Source organism: Amaricoccus solimangrovi (genome assembly GCF_006385685.1).
GTDB classification, from domain to species: Bacteria; Pseudomonadota; Alphaproteobacteria; order Rhodobacterales; family Rhodobacteraceae; genus Amaricoccus; species Amaricoccus solimangrovi.
In genome coordinates this window covers 54,634-60,813 of sequence record NZ_VFRP01000025.1, presented here as the reverse complement: position 1 = coordinate 60,813, position 6,180 = coordinate 54,634, and the positions used below count along the sequence as shown (strand labels likewise).

General features: G+C 70.9%; 6 protein-coding genes. 3 read left to right on the top strand and 3 right to left on the bottom strand.

Annotated elements, in window-relative coordinates:
- Positions 1-97: 97 nt before the first annotated feature.
- Complete coding sequence (locus FJM51_RS18870; RefSeq protein ID WP_140455689.1) at positions 98-880, bottom strand: MmyB family transcriptional regulator; 783 nt, start codon at positions 878-880, stop codon at positions 98-100.
- A gap of 80 nt (positions 881-960) precedes the next feature.
- Here FJM51_RS18870 and FJM51_RS18865 point away from each other — a divergent pair, with 80 nt between their 5' ends.
- Positions 961-1,725: a class I SAM-dependent methyltransferase gene (locus FJM51_RS18865; protein WP_140455688.1), complete on the top strand. Its 765-nt coding sequence runs from the start codon at positions 961-963 to the stop codon at positions 1,723-1,725.
- Positions 1,726-1,917: 192 nt separating this feature from the next.
- Here FJM51_RS18865 and FJM51_RS18860 read toward each other — a convergent pair whose 3' ends face one another.
- Both FJM51_RS18860 and FJM51_RS18855 read right to left on the bottom strand, forming a co-directional pair.
- Positions 1,918-3,387: a tripartite tricarboxylate transporter permease gene (locus tag FJM51_RS18860; protein WP_140455687.1), complete on the bottom strand. Its 1,470-nt coding sequence runs from the start codon at positions 3,385-3,387 to the stop codon at positions 1,918-1,920.
- Positions 3,388-3,390: 3 nt separating this feature from the next.
- Entirely contained in the window at positions 3,391-3,948 is a 558-nt protein-coding gene (locus tag FJM51_RS18855) for a tripartite tricarboxylate transporter TctB family protein (protein WP_140455686.1), read from the bottom strand.
- 126 nt (positions 3,949-4,074) lie between these two features.
- On the opposite strand from FJM51_RS18855, the gene FJM51_RS18850 reads away from it, so the two are divergent.
- Both FJM51_RS18850 and FJM51_RS18845 read left to right on the top strand, forming a co-directional pair.
- Positions 4,075-4,614, top strand: a complete 540-nt coding sequence (locus FJM51_RS18850; protein WP_181164636.1) for a MarR family winged helix-turn-helix transcriptional regulator — start codon at positions 4,075-4,077, stop codon at positions 4,612-4,614.
- Entirely contained in the window at positions 4,611-5,588 is a 978-nt protein-coding gene (locus FJM51_RS18845) for a Bug family tripartite tricarboxylate transporter substrate binding protein (protein ID WP_140455684.1), read from the top strand. Before FJM51_RS18850 ends, FJM51_RS18845 begins: the two co-directional genes overlap by 4 nt.
- Positions 5,589-6,180: the final 592 nt, after the last annotated feature.

Here is a 6,180-nt window from a genome sequence, read left to right as displayed (position 1 = left end):
CCGGCGCTACGAGACCAGGAGCCTCGCCATCGCCGCCAACCAGCCCTTCAGCGCATGGGACAGCATTTTCCCCGATCAGGCCGTCACCGTCGCGGTTTCAGGCAGCGGCGACCACCGGCCAGAGCGTGACGAGCTTGTAGTCGGGGCGTTCGAGCGGGCTGAACGTGTATTGCTCATAGGCGAGGAGGCCCCGGACCGGATGCCGGAACCCGCGCGGCCCGCCTTCCCGCGCCGCGACGCCCTGCTCGTCCCAGGCACGGGCGAACAGATCCGACTCCGCCCGCAGCCGATCGACCAGCGGCGCCATGTCCGGATCGTGGAGCGCGCGTCCGTAGTCCGCCCGGAACTCGGCCAGCAGCCGGCGCGCGCGGTCCTCCCAGTCAGGCAGCAGATCGCGCGCCGAAGGATCGGTGAAGGTGTAGCGCAGCAGGTTCCGCTCCCGTCCCGGTCCGAGCCAGCCCGCGAACAGGTCCGCCGCCGCCGGGTTCCAGCAGCGCGCGGTCCAGAACCGGTCGAGCCCGTAGGCCGGATGCGCGACCGCCGCGACCAGCGCGCGCACCGAGCCCGGCGCCTCGGGGAGCGTCCCGGGCGCGGGCGCCTCGGGATCCCGGCGTCCGGCGAGTTCGAAGAGATACGCCCGCTCGGCCGGCGTGAGCGCCAGCGCCGCCGCGAGCCGCGCCAGGGCCGCGGGCGAGGCGCCGATGTCGCGGCCCTGTTCGATCCAGGCGCACCAGGTGACGCTGAGCCCCGCGCGCGCCGCCAGCTCCTCGCGGCGGAGCCCCGGTGTGCGGCGCCGGCCCGTCGGCGCGTCCGGCCGCAACCGCTCCCGGTGGGACCGGATGAAGCGCCCGAGCAGTCTCCGCTGTTCCTCGCCCTGCATGAGACCGATTATAATAGGATAAACTTGTCCATTGTACCCGGTTAATGAAACGGGCAGGTCGCGTCGGGAAGGAGGATCCCATGACCCGACCCCATGACAGCGTCGTTCAGGACCAGTTCGGCCCGCGCGCCGAAGCCTATGCGCGCAGCGCCGTCCACGCCGAGGGCGAGGATCTCGACGCGGTCGGACGCCTCGCGGCGGAGCGCAAGCCCCGCCACGCGCTCGACCTCGGATGCGGCGGCGGCCACGTCGCCTACCGTCTCGCCCGCCACGCCGCCGCGGTGACAGCGGTCGATCTCTCCGCGGAGATGCTCGCGGCCGTGGCGCGGGGTGCCCGGGAGCGTGGCCTCGCCAATGTCGCGACCCGGGCGGCGGCGGCGGAGGAACTGCCCTTCGAGGATGCCACGTTCGATTTCCTCGCCTGCCGCTTCTCGGCGCATCACTGGCGGGATTTCGAGGCCGGCCTGCGGCGGGCGCGGCGCGTCCTGAAACCCGGATGCACGGCCGTCTTCATCGACGTCGTCTCGCCGGGCCCGGCGGCGCTCGACACGCATCTGCAGGCGGTGGAACTGCTGCGCGATCCGTCGCATGTGCGCGACTACACCATCGCCGAATGGCAGGCGGCGCTGGCGCGCGCGGGCTTCGCGTCGCAACACGCGCGGACGCGGCGGCTCAGGATGGACTATCCGGTCTGGATCGAGCGCATGCGGACCTCCCCGGCGCATCAGGCCGCGATCCGGTCGCTTCAGACGGGGGCTTCGCGGGAGATCGCCGCGCATTTCGAGATCGAGCCGGACGGCTCGTTCACCATCGACACGGCCGAGTTCGAAGTCGTCGCAGGCTGAAGGCGCGGGGATCCGCCTGGGCCGGCCGCGTCCATCGCTTGCTCGTGGCCGGTCCGGAGCGACCCTTCCTGCTCCCGGAAGTCCGCGGCGCCCCGGTCGAGCGCCGCCGAGCAGCCTGGGGCGGTGGTGACGACGCATTGGCCGCCATGCCCGGCACCGAAGCGACCGGGCCGTCCTTCAGGCGCCGGCGCTTCACCTCCGGAAGGCGGCGGCGACCAGCAGGCCGGCCGCCAGCGCGAGCAGGATCACGCTCAGCGGCCTGTCCGCGACATTCGCGATCTCGCCCCGCGCCACGATGACCGCCCGCCTGAGATTGTCCTCGAGCATCGGCCCGAGGACGAAGGCCAGCAGGAGCGGCCCCGACGGAAGATCATGTCGCCTCATCCAGTCCCCCGCGACGCCAAAGGCCGCCGCCGCCACCACGTCGAGGGCCGAGCCCCGGACGCCGAGGATGCCGACGCAGCAGAAGACGAGGATCGCGGGATAGAGCAGGTGGCGCGGCGCGCGGAGCAGGCGGATCCAGAGCCCGACAAGCGGAAGATTGAGCACCAGCAGCAGGACGTTGCCGATCCACATCGAGGCGATCAGGCCCCAGAAGAGCTCGGGCTGTTCCGCGACGATCCGCGGCCCGGGAACGATGCCATGAAGCGCGAGCGCGCCGATCATCATCGCCATGATGGCGTTCGGCGGAATACCCAGCGACAGCATCGGGATGAAAGAGGTCTGCGCGGCGGCGTTGTTGGCGCTTTCGGCCGCGGCGAGTCCCCGCGGCGATCCGCGCCCGAAACGCGCGGGATCGCGCGAGATGGCCTTTTCCAGCGCGTAGGCGGCGAAGGAAGCCGTGAGCGCCCCGCTTCCCGGCAGCAGGCCGACCACCGCGCCGACGGCGGTGCCGCGCCCGATCGCCGGCGCGGCCTCGCGCAGGTCCGCGCGCGAAGGGATCGGGCGGCCGGTCGGCCCGGTTTCGGGCGTCGGGACCGGCCGATCCCGCAGGATCCGCAGGATCTCGGCGAAGCCGAACAGCCCCGTCGCGAGGCTCACGAAGCCGATGCCGGTCTCGAGACCGCCGACCCCGAGCGTCATCCTGGGAAGTCCCGACTCGAGGTCGAGGCCGACGGTCGAGAGCAAAAGGCCGCAGAGTACGGCGGCGGCGCCGTTCAGCATCGGGGTCGGCGCCATCATGACGGCCATGATGAGTCCAAGCACCATGAGCGAGACATATTCCATGGGACCGAACAGCAGGGCGGCGAGGGCCAGAGGCGCCGCCAGCGCCGCTACCAGGAAGGTCGCGACGGTGCCCCCGACAAAGGATCCCAGCGCGGCGATGAACAGCGCGGGCCCGGCCCGGCCCCGCCGCGCGAGCTGATGGCCGTCCAGGGCCGAGGGTATGGCCGTGGGCTCGCCCGGAATGTTGAACAGGATCGCGGTGGTCGATCCGCCGTACTGCGCCCCGTAGTAGATACCCGCCAGCATGATCAGCGCGCCCGAGGGAGGCAGGCCGAACGTCATCGGCAACAGCATGGCAACGGTCGCCACGGCGCCGATCCCGGGAAGGATCCCGACGATCGTGCCAAGCAACGCGCCAACGCAGCAGAACGCGAGGTTCGTCGGAGCCGCCGCGACGGTGAGCCCAAGCCAGAGATGCGCGGCGAACTCCGGCATGGCTCAGGGCACCGCTGGCCACGCGGGCAGCGGAAGGCGCAGAAGCCCTGTGAAGAGCAGCACGCTGGCGCCGGCGATGGCGGCTCCGGCCAGGATTCCGGAGCGCCAGGAGGACTGCCGATCGGCCACGACGGCCAAGCAGAACGCGGTGAAGACCGCGCCGGCCAGCCCCAGTCGCGGAATATGGAGGATGTGTCCGGCCACCGCGACATCCGCGCCCTTCACGAGTACGGCGAACGCGAGGACCGCCAGGACGAAGAGGCCTGTCAACCGCGACGGCGGTCGCGAAACCCGTTCCGGCGCGCATCTCCTCTTGCGCGCCATCATCGCCAGGCCGGCCAGCCCGAGCAGCGTGGCGTAGATCCGCGGCATCGTTCCAGCGCCAAGGCTGAGCCCCTCCACTCCCGGCAGCGGCGCGGCGGCGCAAAGACCGACGGCGGCGAGACCGACCAGCGCGAGGCCGCGCGCCACCTCCCCGCGCGAAAGGCCGGACGCGCTTCCTGCGGCCTTTCGCGCCGGAGCGTTCTCCGCCGCTTCGCTCTCCCCGGCCTTCGCGGACATCTCGCTGGCTCCTCTCGCGCGCGGAAACGACGGCGGAGCGTATCACCGCCGTTCCGACCACGCTTGCAGAATCCATATAATAAGTTTATATATGATATGTTTTCATACGATATGGGACTGCTCCCCATGACATCCGAAGACCGCCCGGAACTGCGAGAATCGAATTGTCCCGAAGCGCTCGTGCCGATGCGGGCGCGGGTGCCCGGACATCTCGCCCGGCGGTTTCACCGCGTCCACGTCTCCATGCTGGGTGAGGCGCTGAGGCCGGTCGGCCTCGACGCCGCGGCCTACGGCATGCTGGTGAGCATCGGCCGGTCGCCCGGGATGCGACAGAGGGCCTTGGCGGAGGCGCGCGGGCTCGACCCCGCGTCGGCGGGTCAGATCATCGATGCCCTGCAGAACCGCGGACTGGTGCGCCGGTGCCCGGACCCGAACGACCGCAGGGCCTGGCTGCTCGAACTGACGGATGAGGGGAGGAAGACGCGGGAGCGCGCCGCGCCGCTCGCGCTCGGCGCGCAGGCCCGGATGCTGCGGGTGCTTTCGGAACAGGAGGTTTCACAGCTCGCCGACCTGATGGCGCGCGTGATCGAGGCGAACGCGGACCACGACCGTCCCGGAGCGGGGCGGCGGAAGCCCGCGCGCAAGGCGGAGGAGAGGATCGGATGAACAGACTGACACTCAAGCTTGCCTGCCTGGCGGCGGCGCTCATCGCCGCCTCCGGGACCGCGAGGGCCGCCGAGGATTGGCCGGAGGGGGCCGTCACCTTCATCACGTCCGGCCTTCCGGGGTCGGCGCCGGATCTGATGGCGCGTGTTTTCGCGGACCGGCTGGGGCGGCGCTGGAACCAGAGTGTGGTGGTCGAGAATGTCCCGGGCGCCGAGGGAACGCTGGCCGTGAAAGCCTTCATGGGGGCCGATCCCGGCACCGCGCTGATGCTGGCGCCGTCGGGCCCGTCGATGGTCGCGCCGGCGCTGCGGGCGGAACTGCCCTATGATCCGGACGTCGACCTCATGCCGATCGCGGCCCTCACCGTCGACCATGTAGCGTTCGCGGTCACGCCGGGGCTCGGCGCGGCCTCGCTCGATGAGCTGATCGCCGTGGCCAGGAGCAGGCCGGGCGCGCTGAACTGGTCCTCCGCGCCGGGTGCTCCGAACCTGGTGTTCCGGGAACTGCTGCGGAGTTCGGGGATCGAGATGACGCATGTTCCCTACAAGGGTGTCGGACCGGAGATGATCGCCGATCTGGCATCGGGCGTCATCCAGATCGCGCTGGTGCCGCTGGCGCCCGCGCGCGGCCTCGCCTCCGAAGACAAGATCCGGCTCATCGCCGTCACCAATGACGCCCGGGCTCCCAGCTTCCCGGATGTCCCGACGGTCGCCGAGGCCGGCTACCCCGATCTCGCCATGGAGGGCGTGCTCGGCGCCTTCGGCTGGCGCGGCATCACCTCGGAGCGGCGCGAGCAACTCGCCCGCGATTTCCGCGCCGCCGCCGATGATCCCGCCCTCCGGCAGCGCCTCGAAGCCTCGGGCCAGACGGTGCGGGTGACCGGTCCGGAGGGCTACGCCACCTATCTCTCGAACGAGCGCCGGAGGTGGGCGACGGCGGCGCGAACGCTCGGCATCGCGCCTGCGACCAACTGAACCCACGCGGGTCCCAAATCAGCCCGTTCGGCGCGGGGAGCAGGCTCCCCGCGTCCGGCGCCTTGCTCACGGCGCCGGACCGCCTTCGGGAGCGCGGAGCAGCATCCAGCATTTGCCATTCGCCTTGCTCGGGTTCAGGCAACGAAAGAGACTTTTCCGGCATCGACTTCATCAAGCCGACGCGTGCGACCAGCTTATCGCGAGCGGCCCAAAGACGCCGATCAGAATGAGGTCATTGTTGCACCGCGGGGTCCCGCGCTGTCCTTGGGGCCAACGGCCTCAGCTCATGACGACAACGAGGGCGGTCATTTCGCTCCCGGCGGAGCGGTGAGAGACAGGTCGCCCTCAAGGTCGCTCAAGCGACTTCCGATGCATCGGACTCGCGCCGACTGCCCACCACTGTGTCGGCCTTGGACGTACATCGGGATCCGGCGCCGAAGGGAGATCGGCCTGATCGGCGCGCAACTCGTCGACCTTCAGGAGCGGTCGGCCTGGGCGGGCGCGGACGCGCTCCCAGAAGATGACGAGGCGCTCCGGAAGGCTCGCTCACCCAAGGAGGTGAAGATGTCCGTTCCCGGCATGCCGGCGGCCG

Bases quoted from the DNA above. Each gene is read 5' to 3' on its own strand.
- FJM51_RS18865 (WP_140455688.1), top strand. From the start codon at position 961: ATGACCCGACCCCATGACAGCGTCGTTCAGGACCAGTTCGGCCCGCGC.
- FJM51_RS18860 (WP_140455687.1), bottom strand. From the start codon at position 3,387: ATGCCGGAGTTCGCCGCGCATCTCTGGCTTGGGCTCACCGTCGCGGCG.
- FJM51_RS18845 (WP_140455684.1), top strand. From the start codon at position 4,611: ATGAACAGACTGACACTCAAGCTTGCCTGCCTGGCGGCGGCGCTCATC.
- FJM51_RS18870 (WP_140455689.1), bottom strand. From the start codon at position 880: ATGCAGGGCGAGGAACAGCGGAGACTGCTCGGGCGCTTCATCCGGTCC.
- FJM51_RS18850 (WP_181164636.1), top strand. From the start codon at position 4,075: ATGACATCCGAAGACCGCCCGGAACTGCGAGAATCGAATTGTCCCGAA.
- FJM51_RS18855 (WP_140455686.1), bottom strand. From the start codon at position 3,948: ATGTCCGCGAAGGCCGGGGAGAGCGAAGCGGCGGAGAACGCTCCGGCG.